This is a genomic window from Sphingomonas sp. SFZ2018-12, assembly GCF_022496715.1.
GTDB lineage: Bacteria > Pseudomonadota > Alphaproteobacteria > Sphingomonadales > Sphingomonadaceae > Sphingomonas.
In genome coordinates this window covers 1,506,583-1,527,130 of sequence record NZ_WTFM01000001.1, presented here as the reverse complement: position 1 = coordinate 1,527,130, position 20,548 = coordinate 1,506,583, and the positions used below count along the sequence as shown (strand labels likewise).

Below are 20,548 nucleotides of genomic sequence, written 5' to 3'. Positions count from 1 at the left end.
AAGCTCAATGGCTACCCAGGATGAGCGGATGGGAAATTGATGGAAACGTAGGAGGCACCCCCTTCAGTTCATCAGCTCTACCGCCATTGCGGTCGCTTCGCCGCCGCCGATGCACAGCGAGGCGAGGCCGCGCTTCTGGCCGTTGGCCTGCAGCGCCGACAGGAGCGTCGCCAGGATGCGCGCGCCGCTGGCCCCGATCGGGTGGCCGAGTGCGCAGGCACCGCCATTCACGTTCAGCACGTCATGCGAAATCGACAGGTCGCGCATCGCGATCATCGCGACGACGGCGAACGCCTCATTGACCTCGAACAGGTCGACATCGCCGATGCTCCAACCGGCGCGGTCCAGCGCCTTCTTCATCGCGTCGACCGGCGCGGTGGTGAAGCGGGCGGGGGCGTGCGCATGCGCGCCGTGCGCCACGATACGCGCAACCGGATCGAGACCCAGCCGCTCGGCGACGCTCGCGCGCGTCATCACCAGCGCGGCCGCGCCGTCGGAGATAGAAGAGGCGTTGGCTGCGGTGATCGTCCCGTCTTTCGCAAACGCGGGCTTGAGCGTCGGAATCTTGGCGGGATCGCCCTTTAGCGGCTGTTCGTCCTTGTCGACGACGCTGATGCCCCTGCGGCCCTGAATCTCGACGGCGACGATCTCCCGGTCGAACCCGCCCGTATCCTGGGCACGCTTGGCACGTTCGAGCGAGGCGATGGCATAGGCATCCTGCTGATCGCGGGTGAATTGATATTCGCCGGCAGTCTCCTCGGCAAAGCTGCCCATCAGCCGGCCGGGCTCATAGGCGTCCTCGAGCCCGTCGAGATACATATGGTCGATCAGGCGATCATGGCCGATCCGCGCGCCGCCGCGATGGCGCGTCGACAGATAGGGCGCGTTGGTCATGCTCTCCATGCCGCCCGCAACGATCAGGTCGGCGGAGCCGGCCGCAAGCGCGTCGGTCGCCATGATCGCCGCCTGCATCCCCGATCCGCACATCTTGTTGACCGTCGTCGCTTCGACATGTTGCGGCAGGCCCGCACCCAGTGCCGCCTGGCGCGCAGGGGCCTGACCAAGCCCGGCGGGCAGCACGCAGCCCATGTAGATGCGCTCGATCGCCTCGCCCGACAGCCCGGCGCGCTCGACCGCCGCACCGACTGCGGTTGCGCCCAGATGAGTCGCCGACGCGTCGGTCAGCAACCCCTGGAAGCTGCCCATCGGTGTGCGGGCATAGGAAAGAATCACGATGGGATCGGCGGACATTTGCGGCGCTCCGGCGGTTGAACCGTCGCGGCGAGACGCGAACTGGCTCGGATGTTTTTTGCCGTTGGTGTCGAGCGCAGTCGAGACACGCTCTGCTGGACAGCGTGTCTCGACTTCGCTCGACACGAACGGAGCTTGGTTGACCGCCAGGCTTTTAATCGGGCCGTCGGGGATTTGCAAAACCATTGCCGGGCCGCGCAGCGCGGCATAGGCGCTGAAGGGATGAGATCGAATGGAAGACAGCCTGATCGTCGGCGTGCTGAAATGGTTCGCCACCGGCACGGGGATCACCGCGGCGCTGATGGTGTCGCTCGACAGCGGGCGGCGGGTGACGGGGTGGGGCTTCGTCATCTTCGTCGTCTCGTCGATCGCGTGGATCAGCGGTGCGGCGCTGACCGGCGACGGCGCGTTGATCACGCAGAACGCCGTCCTGTTCGCGATCAACGTATTCGGCGTCTATCGCTATCTGGTCCGCAAAAAGGGTGACGACTGACGCGATCTGGTGGGGCGCGGGGCTGGGCGGGCTCGGCCTGATCCTGGGCAGCTTCATCGCGACGGTCGTGCTGCGCGGCGTCGCGGGGGAGAGTGCGCTGAGGGGCCGCTCGCGCTGCGACGGGTGCGGGGCGACGCTGGGGCCGGTCGAGCTGGTGCCGGTGCTGAGCTTCGTGGTGCAGCGCGGGCGGTGTCGACGCTGCGACGGGGTGATCGACCCGAGCCATTTGTGGATCGAATTACTGGCGGGCGCGATCGGGCTGGTTGCCGGGCTGGCCGCACCGGGCTGGGCCGGAGTAGCGGGGGCGGTGTTTGGCTGGCTGCTGCTGCTGCTCGCGGCATTCGACCTTGCCGCCTTCTGGCTGCCCAATTGGGGGAATGTGCTGCTGGCGGTCGCCGGGCTGGCGAGCGGGGTGGCGGGGCTTGATCCGCGGCTCAGCGACCGCCTGATCGGCGGCGCGGCAGGATTTGCGCTGCTGTGGAGCGTGGCCGCCGTCTATCAGCGCCTGCGCGGCCGCGTCGGCCTGGGCGGCGGCGACCCCAAGCTGTTCGGCGCGATCGGGCTGTGGCTGGGGTGGCGGGCGTTGCCGATGGTCTTGCTGGCCGCATGCCTGATCGGGCTGGCGGTGGCGCTGGTCATGCGCCTGCGCGGGCGTGACGTGACGGCGACGACGCGGCTGCCGCTGGGGACGCTGCTGGCGGTGGCGGCGTTCGGGGTGTGGGTGATGGGGTAGCGGGATCAGTTCACCATACTGTGGGTGAATGCGATCCAGGCCGGCGAGTTGAGAAGATAGCCGGCCAGCAACTGCACCGCGAACGAGATGCCCGCCGCCGGGAGCAAGACCGGATGCGGCCGGCCCCGCGTCGCGATGTCATAGACGATCATCGACAGGATCAGCAGGTCGCCCGCCAGATAGACGCCGGGGATGATCGTGAACGGTGCCGGCCCGCCGGTCAGCAGGCGGACGATCCGGCCGAATCCCGCGCCGATGATCGTCAACGTGCCGACGAAGATCAGGCGCTTATGCGCCGCAGCATGTTTGCGCCAGATCACCGCAGCGGCGATGAACCCCGCAAAGGTGGCGATGTTCAGAAGCTGAATGGCCAAGAAATGGGGCGGTTGACGCGCTTCATGCGCGAAATGCATCGTGAGCGCCGCCGCCGGACCAGCCACCACGACCGCGACCGCAAGCGCGACGCCGATCACCCCCATGCGGCGGTGCCATCGCACCATGCCCGTGCGGATCAGTGTGACCTGTGACGCGAGGAAAACCAACCAGCCAAAGAACACCACCGCGTGGACGTGAATGATCCACGGATAGGGTCGCACATTGCCGTCCATGCGCTGGATGACTTCGGGGACGAACCCGAGCAGCAGGATCGCCCAGATGACGACGACCAGCGCCGGGAAAAAATAGGCATCGCCAGGATGATGCGATCGAAAACGGCGATCGCGATCGAGTCCGGGATCGCGTGACGCATCAACGATTGAAGCCATGGCCGACCGCCCCCCCGACCGCGCGCGCCCCACCTGCGCGCGCCGTACATACCATAGCAAGCAGGATCGGAGAAGGTTTGACCGGATGGCTGAGGGGTGCAGCGCCCCCGCGGCGATCGATCGACTAGATCGGCGTTCACTCCCTATTTCATGGCCCCGAACAACCGCCCCAGAAACACCGTCTCCACCTCGCGCCGCAGGTCATTGTTCGGCTTCTTCTGGAACCCATGGCCTTCGTCGGCGAACAGGACGTACCAGGTGTCGACGCCGTTGGCGCGGAGCTTGGCGACGACCTGGTCGGATTCGGATTGGGGCACGCGGGGGTCGTTGGCGCCTTGCATTACCAGCATCGGCTTGGTGATCTTCTGGACGTTGCCGAGCGGCGAGATGCGGGCGAAGACTTCGCGCATCCTGGGGTCGCGCTCGTCGCCATATTCGGCGCGGCGATTGTCGCGGCGATAGGCCTCCGTATTGGTCAGGAACGACACCCAGTCGCTGATGCCATAGCGTTCGACGCCGCCGACCAGCCGGTCGGAATAATGCGTCATCACCGCCAGCGACATGTAGCCGCCATAGGATTGGCCATAGACCGCGACGCGCTTCGGATCGAGGCCGGGCTGAGTGGCGATCCAGTCGAGCAGCGCGCCGATGTCCTTGACCGAATCCTCGCGCTTCTCCGCATTGTCGAGGTTGAGGTAGCGTTTCCCATAGCCGTCGGAGCCGCGGACATTGGGGAGGATCACCGTCGCCTTGAGCACGTCGGCGAAATATTGCGCGCCATAGTTCCAGTTGGGCCGCGTCTGTGCCTCCGGCCCGCCATGGATGTCGATGATGACCGGGGTGCGCTGGTCGGCGGGAATGTCGGTCGGGCGATAGACGAAGGCGGGGACCGACAGCCCGTCGAACGACTTGAAGCGGATCAGGCTCGGCTCGGCGAGCCTCGCGGGATCGAGTTCGCCCAGTTCGGACTGGGTCCAGCGGGTCAGCTGGCCGCCGGTCACGTCCCAGCTCCACACGTCGCCCGCGGACGCGGTGCCGCTCAGCCCGATCGCCAGCTTGCCGCCATCGGGCGAGAAGTCGAGCGCGGTCAGCACGCCGGTCGGCAGGTCGGGCTGGGGCAGCGCGCGGCGGGTGCGGAAATCCTGCACGACGACCTTCGACACGCCGTCCTGGTTGATCGAATAGGCGAGGATGCGGCCGTCGTCGCTCAGGTCATAGGCTTCGATGTCCCAGTCGAGCGGCGGGCTGACCGCGCGGGCGGCGCCGGTCTTGAGGTCGATCTCGACCAGCCGGCGGACGTCGCTGTCGCCGTCGCTGATCGTCAGGATGCGGGTACCGCCGGGCAGGAAGCGGGGATTCTCGTAGCGCGCGGGCGCGGCCTTGGGCGCGATTCGGCTCGCCTTGCCGCTGGCGAGATCGAGCAGGAACAGCTGGCTTTCGCGGTTGGACAGGTTGCGCGAGAAGATGAACTGGCCGTTGTCGGGCGACAGATCCTCCGGCTGGACCGCGCCGTCGGCCTGATAGACCGTGCGCGCCGCGCCGCCGGTCGTCGGGTCGGTGGCGAGCAGGGTATAGGCGGCGGTCCCCTTGGTCGCGCGGGTCCAGACGAGCAGGCGGCCGTCGCGGCTGAACACCGGCGATCCGTTCCGCGTCGTCCCGCCCTCGGTCAGCCGGGTGGCGGTACCGGCCAGGCCCCGTGCATAGAGCTGGAACCATTCGTCGCCGCCATTGTCGCGGGTCAGGATGAAGCGGTCGGTGCCGGGGATGACCCGCGCATCGGCGACCGGTTCGCTGCCATAGGTGATCTGGGTGCGCGCCGCACCGGGCGCGGCGACACGGTGCAGCTGCTGGGTCGCGCCGAAGCGGGTGGTGATCAGCATGGAGCCGTCGGGCAGCCAGTCCTCGAAACTTGCCGACCGGCTGTTCTGGTAACGCTGCACCGCCTCACGGACCTCGGCCGGGATTTCCGGCACGTTCTGAAGCGTCGCGCTGCCCTGCTGGCGGGTGGTGACTTGTGCCTGCTGCGCGAGCGCGGCGGGTGCGAGCGCGATCAACGCGGCGGACAGGAACAGATGACGCATCGAAACTCCCCGGATCATTTGATTATGCGCAACGTCTCGCAATCCCGGGGGTTTGGGTCAATGTCCGAAGCTTGCCGCGCCCTTGCAATGCGTTATTACGTGGCGAAACAAAACTGATCTGGAGAGCCGGGATGACGGAGATTCGCGAACTGCTCGAGCGCCAGCGTGCCGCATTCAATGCGGAGCTGCCCGTGACGATGGCCACGCGACGCGACCGGCTGAAACGATCGGTCGCGATGCTGACCGACAATTCGGCGCGCTTCTGCGATGCGCTGTCGGAGGATTTCGGCCATCGCAGCCGCGAACAGTCGATGATCACCGACATCGCGGCGTCGGTCGCGCCGCTGAAACACGCCCTGGCCAAGCTGGAGGCGTGGGCGCGGCCCGAAAAGGTGCCGGTGCGCTTTCCGCTCGGGCTGCTGGGCGCAAAGGCGTGGATCGAATATCAGCCCAAGGGCGTGGTCGGCGTGATCTCGCCGTGGAATTTCCCGGTCAATCTGGTGATGTCGCCGCTCGCCGGGGTGTTCGCCGCGGGTAACCGCGCGATGGTCAAGACCAGCGAGTTTACTCCGGCGACGGCTGCCTTGTTCGAGGAGCTGGCGGCGAAATACTTCGCGGCGGACGAGCTGGTGTTCGTGAGCGGCGGGCCGGACGTGGGGAAGGCGTTTGCCGAGCTGCCCTTCGATCACCTGATCTTCACCGGCGCGACCGGTATCGGCCGCCACATCTTGCACGCCGCTGCCGACAATCTGACTCCGGTGACGCTCGAGCTCGGCGGCAAGTCGCCGGTGATCGTCGGCCAGTCGGCGGATGCGACGCGCACCGCCGAACGGGTGACGATGGGCAAGATGATGAATGCGGGGCAAATCTGCCTCGCGCCCGATTACCTGCTGGTCCCGCAGGCGCGCGAGGCGGAGATGGTCGACGCGATCAAGGGGGCGGCTACGCGCTTCTACCCGACCATCCTCGACAATCCCGATTACACGTCGATCATCAACGATCGCCACCACCAGCGCCTGACCGGCTGGATCGAGGACGCGCGCGCCAAGGGCGCGACGGTCGAGGTGGTCAACCCCGCCAACGAGGATTTCGCCAGCTCGAACAGCCGCAAGATGCCACTGCACATCGTCCGCGACGCGACCGACGAGATGACGGTGATGCAGGAGGAAATCTTCGGACCGATATTGCCGGTGCGGACCTATGACGGCATCGATTCCGCGATCGGCGAGGTCAATCGCCGCGACCGGCCCCTCGGCCTATACTATTTCGGCGAGGATGCGACCGAGCGCCGCCATGTGCTCGACCGGACGATCTCGGGCGGGGTGACGCTGGAGGACGTGGTGTTCCATGTCAGCGTCGAGGAACTGCCGTTTGGCGGCATCGGTCCCTCGGGCATGGGCGCCTATCACGGGCTGCCGGGCTTCCGTACCTTCAGCCATGCGCGCAGCATCTATCAGCAGCCGAAGATCGACGTCGCCAAACTGGCCGGCCTCAAGCCGCCCTATGGCCCGGCGACGCGCAAGGCGGTGCAGCGGTTGATGGGGTGAGTTGGATTTCCGAATTAAACCTGTTTCCGAATTAAACCTGTTCGTGCCGAGCCTGTCGAAGCGCTGTTGAGCGGCAATCTTTCCACGTCACCCCGGCCTTGCGCCGGGGTCCCGCTGCCTGATCCAGCGCACGAGGGAGCGGGACCCCGGGTCAAGCCCGGGGTAACGGGCCATGGGTTGGCGGGGCGACGTAAACTCCGTCCTAATGCAGGGGCGACAGAGGTGCTGCGTGCGCCTCAGCCTTCGATGCGATAATGGATCGGCTTGAAGCTGCCGCCATTGGACGCCGGGGCCGAGCAGGCAGTCAGGCCGATCAGCAGATCCATCTGCGCGGTCAGCGCAATATGATCGCCGGCGCGGCTGACCGGCGGCAGGACGCTTAGCCGGCCGTCGGGTGCGACGGGCACGTTCATGAAGCAGTTGAAGGCGACCGGAATCTGATCTGGCCGGATACCATGCGGTTCGAGTGCCGCGGCGAGGTTGCCGAAACAGCCGCGATGGCGGGGCAGGTCGGGGTAAAAATGGTCGAACGTGTCGACCGAACATGGCGTCAGCAGAAAGTCATGGACGCCGACGGTATCGCGCACGATCTCCAGCATCACCCGCGAACGGTTGGAATAGAGCCGGTGCCCGGTGGTCAGCCGGATCGTCTCGGCATAATCGAGCGTGCGGCCTGACGAGAGGACTTCATCGGGATCCGCGGCGTTGAACGCGAGCAGGTCGGCGACCTGGCATCCGCGCGGATCGATGACGACAAGTGTCTGGCCAGCCCGCAGGTGAAAAGCGGTGCCGCTGCGTTCGGGGATCTCGACGACGGGTGCGTCCATTTCAGCGCGCGGGGCCGCTATATTCGAAGGGTGCCTGCCAATCCGTATCGACCATCCGGCCGCTATACTGCCGCGCCTCGCTCACCTCACCGTGGCGGGCAAGCATCGGGTTGCGGCTGCCTGCGATCGCCTCGTCACGGCTCAGGATCTTTTCGCGCATCCCCTCATATTTGCCGTCGGCGCGCAGGCGTTCGAACTGGTCGTGCAGATTGAAGACCATTGCCGGCCGATCAAACCGGCGCGCGGGGCGGCTGGCATGAGGGTGGAGGCCGACGATGAAGAACGCCTCGCCCCCGAAGCTCAGCGAGAAATGCGGGTTGGTCGGGTCGGGGCTGACCTTCGCATCATATTCCTGGCCGCGCCAGACATCCTTGTCCGACAGCGATTGGACCCGTCGCCACAATGCTCGCTCGAACCCGGCTTCGCTCAGGTCGCCCGGACCGTCGAAGACGACGGCGAAGCTGCGATACATCGCGCGGTCACGCTGATACGCGGCGGCGAAGCGCAGCAGGGCGTCGTGGATGCGCACATCGTCCCATGCGCTGTCGATGCGGTCGCATGCCAGCACCTCCAGCGTGCCGCGCGCCATTGCCGCCTTGGCACCGACGCACGGAAAGTCCGCTGCGGACACATGCGCGAACATCATCGCTTCCAGCTGCTGCTGTGCTTCGTGCTGCCAGTGGAACATGAAATTTCGGCCAATCGTCATCGGGTTACAGGACACCGCGACAACGGGCCGATGCAGCCAGGGTTCCGCTGTCCCGGCCTATTCGGGCAGATGCGCCTTGGGAAAGCCCGCCCACGCCGCGTCGTAATCGCTCTGGGCGATTTCGGCCGCGAACCGCGTCGGGCGGAACGGCCAGCGGCTTTCGACCATGAACGCCATGGTGCCGTCGATCTTGTGTGGCTTCAGCTCCGCCTCGCTCGCGCCTTTCCAGCTGGCGACGTCGGGCCCGTGCCCGGCCATCTGGTTGTGCAGCGACAGCGCGCCGGGAACGAAGCCGTCAGCCTTGGCATCATAGGCGCCGTGGATCAGCCCCATCGCCTCCGACATCACGTTGCGGTGGAACCAGGGCGGGCGGAACGTGTCCTCCGCCACCATCCAGCGCGGCGGGAAGATGACGAAATCCGCATTGGCGGTGCCCGGCACGTCGCTGGGCGAGGTCAGCACGGTGAAGATCGACGGATCGGGATGGTCGAAGCTGACCGTGCCGATCGTGTTGAAGCGCGCAAGGTCGTATCGGCACGGCGCGAGATTGCCGTGCCAGGCGACGACATCCAGCGGCGAGCGACCGAGATTGGTCGTCCACAGCCGGCCCATGAACTTCTGCACCAGCTCGAAATCGCCCTCGACATCCTCGAACCAGGCCATGGGGGTCTCGAAGTCGCGAGGGTTGGCGAGGCCATTGGCCCCGATCGGCCCCAGGTCGGGCAGACGGAACGGCACGCCGTGATTTTCGGCGACATAGCCGCGTGCCTGGCCGTCGGGCAGCGTGACGCGGAAGCGCACCCCGCGCGGGATCAACGCGATCTGGCCGGGCGACAGCGCGATGCGGCCAAGCTCGGTCAGCAATTCGATCCGCCCCTCCTGCGGCACGACGATGAGCTCGCCATCGGCGGAGACGAAGGCGCGCGTCACCATGTCGCGGGTGGCGCGATAGATGTGGACGGCCGCGCCCGACTGGGTCTCCGGGCCGTTCGAGGCGAGCATCGTCACCATGCCGTCGATGAAGTCGGTGTCGGCGTCATAGCCGAGCGGCGACCAGCGCAGCCGGTTGGGCGCGAGTGGGGCATCGCCGGTGTCGGGCGCGAACAGGTCCGCGTCGCCATAGGGGCGGAAGGGGGGATGCGTTGCCGACGGGCGCAGGCGGTAGAGCCAGGAGCGCCGGTTTTCATGGCGGGGCGCAGTGAACGCGGTGCCGGACAGCTGCTCCGCATAAAGGCCGAAGGCGGGTCGCTGCGGCGAGTTGCGCCCGACCGGCAGCGCGCCGGGCACCGCCTCGGTTGCGAAATGATTGCCGAAGCCGGTCATGTAGTCGGTCATGGTCGCCTCATCTGTCCCTCTCCCCTTGTGGGAGAGGGTTGCGAAGACTTGGTCCCGCATCTTTTGCGGGGCCTAGTCGGAGCTGGGTGAGGGGAACGCGACGCTGCGGGTCGCGCTTACCCCTCATCCAACCTTCGCTAGCCAGCGAGCTGGCAAGCTGCGGTATCCTTCTCCCACAAGGGGAGAAGGTCTTGCTCTACTCAGCCTTCGCCGGGATGACGCCGCGGCGAATCTGGTCGAGCTCGATGCTCTCGAACAGCGCCTTGAAATTGCCTTCGCCAAAGCCGTCATTGCCCTTGCGCTGGATGATCTCGAAAAAGATCGGGCCGACCATGTTCTCGGTAAAGATCTGGAGCAGCAGGCCGCCGCCCGTCTCCGGCGCGCCGTCGATCAGGATGTGGCGCTTGCGCATTTCCTCCACGTCATGGCCGTGGCCGGGCAGGCGCTTGTCGATCAGGTCGAAATAGGTTTCCGGAGTCGTCTGGAAACGGATGCCGTTGGCACGCAGCGTGTCGACGGTCTTGAAGATATCGTCTGTGGCGAGCGCGATGTGCTGGATGCCTTCGCCCTTATAGTCGCGGATGAACTCCTCGATCTGCGAATGCTCGTCCTGGCTTTCGTTGAGCGGAATGCGGATCTTGTCGTCCGGCGCGGTCATCGCGCGGCTGAAAAGCCCGGTCGCGGCTCCTTCGATGTCGAAATAGCGGATTTCGCGGAAGTTGAAGATGCGCTCGTAATAGCCCGCCCAATAATCCATCCGGCCGCGCTGAAGGTTGTGGGTCAGGTGATCGAGCGTATGCAGCCCGACGGAATGATCGTCGCGGTTCGCACCGGGGACAGGTTCGAAGTCGATATCGTAGATCGTCGCTGCCCCGCGCCGGTCGACGAGGTACAGGTTCGCGCCGCCAATGCCCTCGATCGCCGGGATGTTGAGCTCGGCCGGACCGACGCGGCCCTCAACCGGCGTCGCGCCGCGCTCGACCGCGAGCTTCAGCGCCTGCGCCGCGTCCTTGACCCGGAACGCCATCGCGTTGGCCGAGGGGCCGTGCTGCTCGCGGAATGCGGCGACCTGACCCGACGGCTCCATGTTGAGGATGAAATTGATGTCGCCCTGGGCATAATGGCGGACATTCTTCGACCGATGCGTGCCGACATGGGTGAAGCCCAGCTTGACGAACAGGTCGGCGAGCGCGTCGGGGTCGGGCCCGGTGAACTCGACAAACTCGAAGCCGTCCAGGCCCATCGGGTTGTCGCGCGGGGCGGTCGGGTCGGCGGGGCGGGTCGCGGTCATCTGGTCGGTCACGATGTTCTCCGATCGGGTTCGGGTGGGACGCGTAATCAAGCACGCCGCTTACAATCTTCTCGCACCCGCTCATCCTGAGTAGGGACTGAGCGAAGGCGAAGGCCCGTATCGAAGGACGCTCGCCCGGCCCTGGTCCTTCGATACGCCGCTTCGACAGGCTCAGCGGCTACTCAGGATGAGCGGTTGATATTCTTCACTTCAGCGGACAGTGGTTCAGCAGCAACCTATAGTAACAATTGATACCATTACTCGATCGGAGCCCAGATGCCAAGCCTCAGCCTCGACGATTTCCTGCCCTATCGCCTGTCGATCGCGTCCAACCTGGTGTCGGCGGCAATCGCGACTGCGTATCAGACCTTGTTCGGGCTGAAGATCGCCGAATGGCGGCTGATCGCGGTGCTCGCCGAGGGCGGGGCGATGAGCCAGCAGGCGCTGGGCGCGCGCACGCGGATGGACAAGGTGACGGTCAGCCGCGCGGCGATCGCGCTGGTCGATCGCGGGCTGCTGACCCGTGCGCGCGATGAACATGACAATCGCGCGCATGCCCTTTCGTTGAGCGCCGCGGGCCGCACGCTTTACGAACAGGTCGCGCCGCAGGCGATCGAGCTGGAGGCCGAGCTGTTCGCGGACTTCACCAAGGACGAGCGCGCGACGCTGCGCGCTTTTCTGGCGCGGATCGAGGCGGCTGCGGACGCGATGGCCGCGCAACGGGCTTGATCGAGCGGCGCCTTCGCGGCTAACGACGCCTCTGCCTCCCCAGGGCTGTTCGCGAACCGACGGAGGAATTGCCGCATGCCCATGTCCACCCCCCAGCCGGTCGACCGTGCGGGCCTGAAGGTCGCGGGCGTGCTTGCGCGCTTCATCGAGTCCGAAGTACTACCGCCGCTCGACCTCGCACCGCAGGCGTTCTGGCAGGGCGCGCGCGAAATCTTCGACCGCTTCGTTCCCGAAAACCGCGCGCTGCTGGCGCGCCGGGACGAGCTGCAGGCCGAGCTCGACCGCTGGCACGGCGATCACCCCGGTCCGATCCAGAGCCAGCCGGCCTATCAGCAATTCCTGCGCGATATCGGCTATCTGGTGCCCGAGCCCGACGGCTTCACGATCACCACCGCCAATGTCGATGCCGAGATCGCCACGATGGCGGGACCGCAGCTGGTCGTGCCGTCGCTGAATGCGCGCTTCGTCCTCAATGCGGCGAACGCGCGCTGGGGCAGCCTGTATGACGCGCTCTACGGCACCGATGCGTTGCCGGGCACGCCGACGCCGGGCGGCTATGACGCCGCGCGCGGCGCACAGGTGATCGCGGCGGCCAAGGCGTTTCTGGACCAGGCGGTGCCGCTGACCGGCCTGTCCTGGGCAGACTGGGCGGGCGGCGACGTGCCGCTGGCACGGCCAGAGCAGTTCATCGGGTCGCGCGGCGACAATCTGCTGTTCCGCAACCACGGCCTGCACGTCGAAGTGGTCATCGACCGCGCGCATCCGGTCGGCGCGACCGACCCGGCGGGCATCGCCGACGTGATCCTCGAATCCGCGCTGACCACCATCGTCGACCTCGAGGATTCGGTCGCCGCGGTTGATGCCGAGGATAAGGCCGCCGCTTATGCCAACTGGCTGGGCCTGATGCGCGGCGATTTGAGCGAGACATTCGACAAGGGCGGGCGGACCATGACGCGCACGCTCAACCCGGACCGCGACTATGCCGCGCCGGATGGCACGCGCTTCACGCTGCCCGGCCGGTCGCTGCTGTTCGTGCGCAATGTCGGCCATCTGATGACGACGCCTGCGCTGCACCTGAGCGACGGGTCGGAAGCGCCCGAGGGCATTCTCGACGCGATCGTCACCTCGACCATCGCGATGCACGACCTGAAGGGGCTGGGCCGCACGCGCAACAGCCGCGCCGGATCGGTCTATATCGTCAAGCCCAAGATGCACGGGCCGGAGGAAGCGGCCTTCACCAACCGGCTGTTCGACGCGGTCGAGGATCTGCTCGGCCTCACGCGTCACACGGTCAAGGTGGGCGTGATGGACGAGGAGCGGCGGACCTCGGTCAACCTTGCCGCGTGCATCCACGCGGTGCGCGAGCGGATCGTCTTTATCAACACCGGCTTCCTCGACCGCACCGGCGACGAAATCCACACCGCGATGCGTGCGGGCGCGATGATCCCCAAGGCGGAGATGAAGGCGACCGACTGGATCAAGGCCTATGAGGACCGCAATGTCCGCATCGGGCTGAAGCACGGCCTGTCGGGCCGCGCGCAGATCGGCAAGGGCATGTGGGCCGCACCCGACCGCATGGCCGACATGATCGAGCAGAAGATCGGCCATCCGATGAGCGGGGCCAACACCGCCTGGGTGCCATCGCCGACCGCCGCGACGCTGCACGCGATGCACTATCACCAGGTCGACGTGTTCGCCCGCCAGCGCGCGATTGCCGCGGAGGCGGTGCCGGCGCTCGACGCGCTGCTGACCGTGCCGGTCGCGGTCGACGGGCGCAACTGGAGCGCCGAAGAGGTCACACGCGAACTCGACAACAATGCGCAGGGCATATTGGGTTATGTCGTGCGCTGGATCGACCAGGGAGTCGGATGTTCAAAGGTGCCCGACATCAACGATATCGGGTTGATGGAGGATCGCGCGACGTTGCGGATCAGCTCGCAGCATCTGGCCAACTGGCTGCTGCACGGCATCGCGACCCCGGAGGAGGTCGACGCGGCGCTGCGCCGCATGGCCGCCAAGGTCGACGCACAGAATGACGGCGATCCCGCCTATCGCGCGATGGCCGGGCGCGAGACGCAGAGCCTGGCCTATCAGGCTGCGCGGGCACTGGTTTTTTCGGGCGTCGATCAACCCAATGGCTATACCGAGCCGTTGCTGCATCATTATCGCCGCGAGCAAAAAGCCGGCTGAAACCTGATCGCGATTGATGCGTTGGCATCTTTCGCGAAGTGCCTGTTCCAGCGGGGCGGGAAGAGCCGAAAGAAGGCGCGGTGCAGGCCAAGGGGTTGACGAGTTGCGCGATTGGGGTGCTGGCGGGCCTGAGCCTGGCGGCATCGCCATGCCATGCGCAGGACACGCCAGACCCGCAATCCGACAAGCCGATCGTTGCCGACAACGAGTTCGAGGATGCGCTGCCGCCGTTGTCGGGCGACCTGAACGCGCCGCTCGAACCGATGGTGCCGGCGTTGCCCGCCCCGCAAGCGCCGCCGGTTCAGCCCGACGCCCCGGAGATTGCAGTGCCCGAGGCGCTTCCCGCCGAGATCGCGCAGCCGCTGCCAGGTCTCGCGCAGTTCGACGCGGAGCCGCTTGTCGAGGTGGCCGCGCCCGACGACGAAAATGTCGAGATCCGCTACGACTATACGGTGCGCGGCCTTGATGTCGTCGGGCTGGAGAACGCGTTCGAGGAATTTTCGGCGCTGGAGAAGGGCGACGGCAAGGCGGCGAACGCAACGATGGTTGCCGCGCGTGCCCGCGAGGACGAATTGCTCGCCGTCCGGCTGATGCAGTCGCGCGGCTATTACGATGCCACCGCGACCGCCGTGCTCGAACAGGGCGCGGGACGCGACGGCCGGCTGCGCGCGGTGATCAACGCGGTGCCCGGCGAACGCTATCGATTGGGCGAGGTGAGGGTGGCCCACGATCCGGTGGTGCCGCCCGGACTGGTGCGCGACGCGTTGCCGCTGACCACGGGCGAGCCGATCGACGCCGATCGTGTGCAGGGCGCGGAGGCCAATGTCAGCCTGCAGCTAGTCCAGAACGGCTATCCGTTCGCCGAGGTCGGCCAGCGCGACATCCTGCTCGATGAGGTGACGCTGACCGGCGACTACACGCTGCCCGTCGACACGGGGCCGCGATCGACCTTTGGCGGCTTCGTTTCGCGTCGCGCGCTGTTGCCGGGCGAGCCGAGGTCGCGCGAACGTGTTGGTGCGGGTCTGGGTCTGGGACCGGGCGAGGAAGGCGCTGACGCAGCGACCCGCGAGCGTCGCGCGCGTCGCCGCGTCCCGGACGTGTTCGACGCCGAACATCTCGCGCTGCTCGCCCGCTTCGAGCCGGGCGAGCTTTACGACAGCCGGAAGGTCGACGACCTGCGCCAGGCGCTGGTCGCCACGGGGCTGTTTCGCACGGTGTCGGTCGAGCCGCAGCGGACCGGGCGGCCCGGCCCCGACGGCACCGAGCAGGTCGACCTGCTCGTCCGGCAGCGTGCCGGGCCGGCGCGGACGATCTCCGCCGAGGGTGGTTATGGCACTGGCCAGGGCCTGCGCATCGAAGGCGCGTGGACGCACCGAAACCTGTTCCCGCCCGAAGGGGCGCTGATCGCGCGCGCGGTCGCGGGCACGCAGGAACAGGGCGCGAGCGTGACGTTCCGGCGATCGAATGCGGGCCGCCGCGACCGGACTTTCCAGGCGACGGTCAGCGCGAACCGGAGCAATTACAACGCGTTCGAAGCGTTCACCGGCGGTATTGCCGCGCGCTGGTCCTATGATTCCACGCCGATCTGGCAAAAGCGTTTCACCTACGCCTATGGCTTCGAGCTGATCGGCACGAACGAGGATAATTTCGACCTGGCGCGCAGCGTGCCCGATCGCGGCACCTATTTCATCGCCGCGCTGCCGCTGTTCGCCGGTTTCGACACCTCCGACGACCTGCTCGACCCGACCCGGGGCTTTCGCCTCAATGCGACGGTGCGGCCGGAGACGTCGGTGCGCGGCGCGTTCCGCCCCTATGTCGCGACGATCCTGGAGGGCACCGCCTATTACCCGGTGCGCGACGACCTGGTGATCGCGGGACGCGTGCGGGTCGGGTCGATCCAGGGCGTCGAGCGCAATGACCTCGCCCCGTCGCGGCGGTTGTACAGCGGCGGCGGCGGTTCGGTGCGCGGTTTCGGCTTTCAGGAACTCGGACCGCGGGTCGAGATCATCGAGATTGACGAGGAAACCGGCGAACCCAGCTCCACCTTCCGCTACATCGGCGGGCGCAGCCTGAACGAGTTCGCGCTGGAGGCGCGCTATCGCTTCGGCAATTTCGGCATCGTGCCGTTCATCGATGCGGGACAGGCCTATACCGGCACGCTCCCCGAATTTTCGGACATCCGTTTCGGCGTCGGTGTTGGCGCGCGCTACTACACCAATTTCGGGCCGCTGCGGATCGACGTGGCGACACCGATCAACCGGCGACCGGGCGAGTCGACCCTGACGCTTTACCTCTCGATCGGGCAGGCGTTTTGATGGACGACGCCGCACCCGGATCCGCACCTGCCGAGGCGACGGCGCGTCGTCCGGTGGCCGGGCGCGTGCTGCGCGGGTTGGCAATCGCGATCGTCGCGTTGCTGGCGCTGCTCGTCCTCGCCGCAGTTGTGCTCAACACGTCGCCGGGTCGCCGCTTCGTCGCCGACCGGATCAACGGCTATACGCTCGCATCGGGGCTGAACCTTCAGGTCGGGCGGATCGACGGGTCGATCTATGGCGCGATGGTGCTTTACGATGTGCGGCTGCGCGATCAGCGCGGCGTCTTTGCGACGTCGCCCGAGCTGCGGCTGGACTGGCGCCCGCTGGCGTTCGCGCGCAACCATGTCGACATCCGCGCGCTGACCAGCCCGCTGATCCGCATCGCGCGGTTGCCGGAGCTGAAGGCGGTGCCGAGCGATCCCGACGCGCCGATCCTGCCCGACATCGACATCGACGTGGACCGGCTTGCCATCGACCGCATCGAACTCGCGCCGCCGGTCGCGGGCCGGCGCGCGACGTTGCGGCTGGCGGGGGCAGCGCACATCGCCGACCGCCGCGCCCAGATAAATGCGGAAGCGGTCGCGATCGCCGCGCCTGGACTGGCGGGTGGCGATCAGCTGATGCTGCGGCTCGACGCCGTGCCCGATGCCGACCGCCTCGACCTCGCGCTCGACCTGCGCGCACCCAGGGGCGGCGTGCTGGCCGGCATCACCGGTGCCGACCTGCCCCTGCAGCTGATGGTTGGCGGGCGCGGCAGCTGGGCGCGCTGGGACGGTCGCGTGCGCGGCGTGATGGGCGGGCAGCCGCTCGCCGATCTGGGCGTTGCGGCACGCGACGGGCGTTTCGCGGTGCGCGGCATCACTCGACCCGGATTGGTGCTGGAGGGGCCGGTCAAGCGGCTGACCCGCCCGGGCCTCAAGGTCGCGCTCGACGCGACGCTGGGCGACGCGCGCCGGGTCGATGCCGATCTGCGGTTGTCCTCCGACGCGCTGGCGATGACCGCGCGCGGGCTGCTGGATCTCGGTACCAGCCGCTTTGGCGACGTCCGCGTCGACGCGCTGTTGCGCACGCCGGGCGCGATCGCGGACAATCTGAACGGCGACGCGGTGCGCGCGACGCTGGCACTCGCCGGACCCTTTGCCACGCCGACGGTCGATTATCGGGTGACCGCCGCCGCGATCGGGTTCGGCACCACCGTTGTCGAGCGTTTGCAAGCCGAAGGCCGGGCGACGGTTGATGCCGACCGCATCCTCATCCCGGTGTCGGCGCGCGCGATGCGGGTGCGCGGGCTCAACGCCGCGGCGGGCGGCTTGCTGACCAATGTCCGGGTCGACGGCGACCTGGCGGTGAACGGCGCGACGATCCTGTCGGACAATCTGCGGCTGCGATCCGATCGTATCGACGCGACCGCGATCCTGGTCGCCGATATCGCCGCGGGACGCTACACCGGTGCGCTGAAGGGGCGGGTGAACGATTATCGCATCGACAGCGTCGGCATCGTCAATGTCCAGACCGACGCCGATCTCTATACCGCCCCCGGCGGCGGTTACGGCATTCGCGGGCGCGTCGCGTTGCGCACTGCGCGGATCTTCAACGACGGCGCGCGATCGTTCCTGGGCGGCAACGCCTATGCCAGCGCGCAGGTCGGCATCGCGCCCGACGGCCGGCTGACGCTGGCGCGGCTGCGGCTCAACGCACCCGATTTCCGCATCACCGACGGGTCGGGCAGCGTGGTCGCCGACGGGCCGATCCGCTTCGCCGCCACCGGCTATTCGACGCAGTACGGCCCGGTGGCCGCGCAGGTCGAGGGGACGGTGGCCCGGCCCGTCGTCCTTCTGCGCGCGGCGCGCCCGGGGGTCGGCGTCGGGCTGAACGACCTGGTCGCGCGCGTGCGCGGACAGGGGGACGGATACGCGATCGTCGCCAATGGCGAAACCGATTACGGGCCCGTGCGCGCCGACGTGCTGCTGCGTACCGCAGGCGCGTTGAGCGTCGACGTCCGCGCCGCGCGCTTTGCCGGCATGGACATTACGGGGCGGCTTCGCCAGGCCCCGGCCGGGCCGTTTGCAGGCGCGCTCGATTTCCGCGGATCGGGCGTCAATGGCGTCGCCCGCCTGTCGGCCGCGGGCGCGACGCAGCGGGTGGATGTGAATGCGCGCGCCAGCAACGCGGTCATCCCGGGCGATGCCGGCCTGACCATCGGACGGGCGACGATCACCGGCAGCGCGCTGCTCGCGGAAACCCCGACGATCACGGGTGACGCGCAGTTCGCCGACGTCAGCACCGGCAATTTCGTGCTCGCGCGCGGGCGCGGCCGGATCAACCTGCGCGGCGGCAGCGGCACCGCGCAGCTGTTCGGCGAAGGATCGTCGGGCGTGCCGTTCCGCATCGCCGCCAATGCGCGCATCGCCCCCGACCAATATGTCGTCGCGCTGGAGGGGGCGGGCAACGGCATCGACTTCCGGACCGCCACGCCGGCCCGCATCGTCCGCAGCGAAGGGGCGTGGCGGCTGGCACCGACGCGGATCGACCTGAAGGGCGGATCGATGACGCTTGCCGGCCGCTATGGCAATGGGCTGGCGCTGCAGTCGCGGATCACGTCGCTCGACCTGTCGCTGGTCAACGCGTTCCTGCCGGGGCTGGGCATCGCGGGCACCGCCAGCGGCAGCGTCGACTTCACCCAGGGGCAGGGTGCCCGCGTGCCCGAGGCGGACGCGCGCTTGACGATCAAGGGGTTCCGCCGGTCGAGCCTGAGCAGCGTGTCGGCGCCCGTCGACATCGTCTTCGCGGGCAATGTCGATGCCGGCGGTGGCCAGGGGCGGGCGCTGATCCGGCGCGGCGACACGACGATCGGGCGCATGGTCGCGACGCTCGCGCCGTTGCCGGCCGGGGCGGGGGGCTGGGTCCAGCAATTGCTGGCCGCGCCGCTCGACGGCGGCCTCCGCTACAATGGACCGGCGGGCGTGCTTTTCTCCTTTGCGGGCATTGCCGACCAGCAACTGTCGGGGCCGATTGCGGTGGGCGTGGATTTCGGCGGACGGCTGGGCGCGCCGCAGCTGAACGGCGTGGTCCGGGCGACCAACCTCACCTATGACAACGAAACCTACGGCACGCGGCTGACCGCGATGCGCCTGAACGGCCGCTTCACGCGCGACCGGTTCGACCTGACCGACCTGAGCGCGCGCGCGGGCGAGGGCACGGTGCAGGCCACGGGCACGATCGGGCTGGCCGCAGACCGGGGCTTTCCGATCGACATCCGTGCCAAGCTGGCCAATGCGCGGCTGGCGCGCGGCGATTCGCTCGGCGCGACCGCCACCGGGGATATCCGTATCGTCAACGGGCCGGATGGCGGCGACATCACGGGTCAGCTGATGATCCCCGAGGCGCGCTACCAGATCGTCTATCAGGGCGCGTCGGAAGTGCCCGCGCTGACCGGCGTCCGCCGCAAGCGCGAGATTGCGCGCGCGGCCGATGCCCGCGCCCGCCCGCGCCCAACACCGCCGCCGACGCCGGGCAATTTCCGCCTCAACCTGAGGATCAACGCCGACAACCGCGTGTATGTCAGCGGGATGGGGCTCGAATCCGAATGGAGCATCAACCTGCGCGTCCGCGGCACCGCCACCGACCCGCGCGTCGTCGGGCGTGCGGAGGTGATCCGCGGCACCTACAGCTTTGCGGGGAAGCGGTTCGACCTGACGCGCGGCATCGTCAATTTCGAAGGCGGTCCGGTCAGCAACCCGCAGCTCGACATCGCGGCCAGCACGCGCGCGGATGACGTAACGGCGACGCTCAGCATCAGCGGTTCGGGTCAGTCGCCGCGGGTCGTGTTCAGCTCGACGCCCGCGCTCGCCCAGGACGAGGTGCTGTCGCGACTGCTGTTCGGGCGGTCGGTCACCGACCTGTCGGCGACCGAGGCGATCCAGCTTGCCGCGGCGCTCAATTCGCTGCGCGGCGGTGGCGGCGGCCTCAATCCGCTGGGCAGCCTGCGCTCCGCGGTCGGTATCGACCGGCTGCGCATCCTGGGCGCGGATGAGGCGAGCAATCGCGACATCGCGCTGGCGGCGGGGCAGTACATCACCGACGACATCTATGTGGAGATAATCACCGACGCGCGGGGCTTTACCGCCACGCAGCTGGAAATCGCGCTGACCCGCGCGCTCAGCGTCCTGTCGCAGACCAGCTCGTTCGGTGGCTCCAACGTCAATGTCCGCTACTCGCGCGACTATTGACACCGATGTAAATTCTTCCCTTCCGCGCCGCGATCCCTTACGCTTCCGGGTGAA

General features: G+C 67.7%; 14 protein-coding genes. 7 read left to right on the top strand and 7 right to left on the bottom strand.

Annotation, left to right across the window (positions count from 1 at the left end; all coding sequences use genetic code 11):
• Nucleotides 1-63: 63 nt before the first annotated feature.
• A complete protein-coding gene (locus GO308_RS07070) occupies nucleotides 64-1,251 on the bottom strand; it encodes an acetyl-CoA C-acyltransferase (protein WP_240884835.1) in 1,188 nt (395 codons plus the stop codon).
• Between the two features lie 232 nt (nucleotides 1,252-1,483).
• Between GO308_RS07070 and GO308_RS07065 the strand changes: the two genes are divergently transcribed.
• The gene (locus tag GO308_RS07065; RefSeq protein WP_156437732.1) at nucleotides 1,484-1,744 is read left to right on the top strand and encodes a hypothetical protein; all 261 of its coding nucleotides are present in this window, start codon (nucleotides 1,484-1,486) and stop codon (nucleotides 1,742-1,744) included.
• Complete coding sequence (locus tag GO308_RS07060; protein WP_240884834.1) at nucleotides 1,734-2,477, top strand: A24 family peptidase; 744 nt, start codon at nucleotides 1,734-1,736, stop codon at nucleotides 2,475-2,477. The genes GO308_RS07065 and GO308_RS07060 overlap by 11 nt, the downstream gene beginning before the upstream one ends.
• 5 nt (nucleotides 2,478-2,482) lie before the next feature.
• Here the strand turns inward: GO308_RS07060 and GO308_RS07055 are convergent, their stop codons facing one another.
• Nucleotides 2,483-3,241, bottom strand: a complete 759-nt coding sequence (locus GO308_RS07055; protein WP_240884832.1) for a hypothetical protein — start codon at nucleotides 3,239-3,241, stop codon at nucleotides 2,483-2,485.
• Between the two features lie 143 nt (nucleotides 3,242-3,384).
• On the bottom strand, nucleotides 3,385-5,322 hold the full coding sequence (locus GO308_RS07050; protein WP_240884829.1) for a prolyl oligopeptidase family serine peptidase: 1,938 nt from the start codon (nucleotides 5,320-5,322) through the stop codon (nucleotides 3,385-3,387).
• A 131-nt stretch (nucleotides 5,323-5,453) separates the two neighbouring features.
• Between GO308_RS07050 and GO308_RS07045 the strand changes: the two genes are divergently transcribed.
• Nucleotides 5,454-6,869 carry a coniferyl aldehyde dehydrogenase gene (locus GO308_RS07045; RefSeq protein WP_240884827.1) on the top strand — a complete coding sequence of 472 codons (1,416 nt, stop codon included), beginning with the start codon at nucleotides 5,454-5,456 and terminating at the stop codon, nucleotides 6,867-6,869.
• A 236-nt stretch (nucleotides 6,870-7,105) separates the two neighbouring features.
• Here GO308_RS07045 and GO308_RS07040 read toward each other — a convergent pair whose 3' ends face one another.
• The 4 genes from GO308_RS07040 to hppD form a co-directional block, all read right to left on the bottom strand.
• Nucleotides 7,106-7,696 carry an urea carboxylase-associated family protein gene (locus GO308_RS07040; RefSeq protein ID WP_240884825.1) on the bottom strand — a complete coding sequence of 197 codons (591 nt, stop codon included), beginning with the start codon at nucleotides 7,694-7,696 and terminating at the stop codon, nucleotides 7,106-7,108.
• Nucleotide 7,697: 1 nt separating this feature from the next.
• Nucleotides 7,698-8,384: a guanitoxin biosynthesis heme-dependent pre-guanitoxin N-hydroxylase GntA gene (gene gntA, locus GO308_RS07035; protein WP_156437742.1), complete on the bottom strand. Its 687-nt coding sequence runs from the start codon at nucleotides 8,382-8,384 to the stop codon at nucleotides 7,698-7,700.
• 78 nt (nucleotides 8,385-8,462) lie between these two features.
• On the bottom strand, nucleotides 8,463-9,740 hold the full coding sequence (gene hmgA, locus GO308_RS07030; protein WP_240884823.1) for a homogentisate 1,2-dioxygenase: 1,278 nt from the start codon (nucleotides 9,738-9,740) through the stop codon (nucleotides 8,463-8,465).
• 196 nt (nucleotides 9,741-9,936) lie between these two features.
• Nucleotides 9,937-10,983 carry a 4-hydroxyphenylpyruvate dioxygenase gene (gene hppD / locus GO308_RS07025; RefSeq protein ID WP_240885211.1) on the bottom strand — a complete coding sequence of 349 codons (1,047 nt, stop codon included), beginning with the start codon at nucleotides 10,981-10,983 and terminating at the stop codon, nucleotides 9,937-9,939.
• Between the two features lie 324 nt (nucleotides 10,984-11,307).
• Here hppD and GO308_RS07020 point away from each other — a divergent pair, with 324 nt between their 5' ends.
• The 4 genes from GO308_RS07020 to GO308_RS07005 all read left to right on the top strand — a co-directional run bounded on the left by GO308_RS07020 (nucleotide 11,308) and on the right by GO308_RS07005 (nucleotide 20,494).
• Nucleotides 11,308-11,760: a MarR family winged helix-turn-helix transcriptional regulator gene (locus GO308_RS07020; RefSeq protein WP_066479791.1), complete on the top strand. Its 453-nt coding sequence runs from the start codon at nucleotides 11,308-11,310 to the stop codon at nucleotides 11,758-11,760.
• A gap of 81 nt (nucleotides 11,761-11,841) precedes the next feature.
• The gene (locus GO308_RS07015; RefSeq protein WP_240885210.1) at nucleotides 11,842-13,950 is read left to right on the top strand and encodes a malate synthase G; all 2,109 of its coding nucleotides are present in this window, start codon (nucleotides 11,842-11,844) and stop codon (nucleotides 13,948-13,950) included.
• 38 nt (nucleotides 13,951-13,988) lie between these two features.
• Entirely contained in the window at nucleotides 13,989-16,265 is a 2,277-nt protein-coding gene (locus tag GO308_RS07010; RefSeq protein ID WP_240884821.1) for a BamA/TamA family outer membrane protein, read from the top strand.
• On the top strand, nucleotides 16,265-20,494 hold the full coding sequence (locus GO308_RS07005; RefSeq protein ID WP_240884819.1) for a translocation/assembly module TamB domain-containing protein: 4,230 nt from the start codon (nucleotides 16,265-16,267) through the stop codon (nucleotides 20,492-20,494). The genes GO308_RS07010 and GO308_RS07005 overlap by 1 nt, the downstream gene beginning before the upstream one ends.
• Nucleotides 20,495-20,548 lie beyond the last annotated feature (54 nt).